Raw genomic sequence first — 1216 nt, 5'->3', positions numbered from 1 at the left:
GATAGAGATGTAGATAAAGATTGGGGAGGTTTCATTGCTATTATTGAAGAAGATCAAGACTTTGAGGTATTGAAAAAAGAGTATTATTTAGATGTAGAGGTTGCGAAACCGGAATGGTCAATGGAGATTAATGAGTCATGGGAAGAACATCTTTTTGTGATGAATAGTGAGTATAGCATTGTAGTAGTAGGCACAAAAGATAAGCTTAAAATGATAAGAGGAGAATAAGATGTTTAATAATAGTAGATATGTAACAACAGGTGTAATGGCAGAGGTTCCAGTAGAGCAGCAACTATTAATGTGGAGTATCATTGATAAATTTTTAGAGTCAGGTAAAGAGGTGGATTACCTACAAGTTATGGAGCTATCAATTCATGTAGATAAGAGCGGAAGAAAGGAGCAAGTAATTAAGCATAGGCAAGAAGTGCCAAGCTATCAACAGGAGTACATAGTAACAGTTGAAAAACCAATTAAAGAGAAGATATTTATTATTGATGATGGGAATACAACAATGCTACTAGCCAATGAGTACTAGTAGCATTGCTTACTTGAAAGAAGTCTTTGAGTAAGGTCTTCTTTTTTTGCTTTAGCTAAATTTTGAAATAGATATTATATAAATGATGGAATATTATATGCAATAATAATTCCTTATAAGGAGCATAGGAACATACGTTAATTTATTTAAAGATAAAGGGGTAGGAAACAGTAAAATAAATACGTATATGTAGATGTGCATGTTTACATGTATGTATACATACTTTTAAGGAGGATAAAACATGAGTTATGGATATGGAAGTAGAAGAAAGAGAAGAGATAGTCCTATTTTTTCCCTAATCAAACAACAGATAGTGAAGAGGTATTTGGAATTCAATGGGGAGATAATGAAAGCAGAGTGGATCATAAGGTAGTAGAATTAGGAGAAGACCAAGAAGAGAGCACAATAGATGAAATGAATACAGAAGAAATGATTTCTATTGATGGCATTCAGATTAGAACAGATAAAGTAAAAGGAATATCTCAAAAGGTTAAATTAGTAAGATACACAACATATTTAGAAGAGCCTGTTTTAGATGTGTTAAAGATACTAAAGAGAAATAATCAAATATGTATTAGTACAATTGTTAATGTAGCTATAAAGGAATACTTAAAATCGAACTACAATTGATGAAAATTAATATTAATTAATAAGGTTCATCACCATGAACTGTGCTTGAGA

Annotated in this window: 3 protein-coding genes; all 3 read left to right on the top strand. The window is 31.3% G+C overall.

Going from position 1 to position 1216, the window contains the following annotated elements:
* Nucleotides 1-228, top strand: a 228-nt coding sequence (locus tag JCM14822_RS21110) for a hypothetical protein (protein ID WP_408606229.1), incomplete at its 5' end; no start/stop codon positions are given.
* Nucleotide 229: 1 nt separating this feature from the next.
* Nucleotides 230-535: a DUF960 family protein gene (locus JCM14822_RS18635; protein ID WP_054744150.1), complete on the top strand. Its 306-nt coding sequence runs from the start codon at nucleotides 230-232 to the stop codon at nucleotides 533-535.
* A gap of 357 nt (nucleotides 536-892) precedes the next feature.
* Complete coding sequence (locus JCM14822_RS18630) at nucleotides 893-1165, top strand: hypothetical protein (RefSeq protein ID WP_054744148.1); 273 nt, start codon at nucleotides 893-895, stop codon at nucleotides 1163-1165.
* The last annotated feature ends 51 nt before the right edge of the window (nucleotides 1166-1216 follow it).

The organism is Cellulosilyticum ruminicola JCM 14822 (assembly GCF_001311925.1).
Classification (GTDB): Bacteria; Bacillota; Clostridia; order Lachnospirales; family Cellulosilyticaceae; genus Cellulosilyticum; species Cellulosilyticum ruminicola.
Note: the sequence above shows the minus strand (reverse complement) of the source record. Positions and strands in the feature narration are given on the sequence as shown.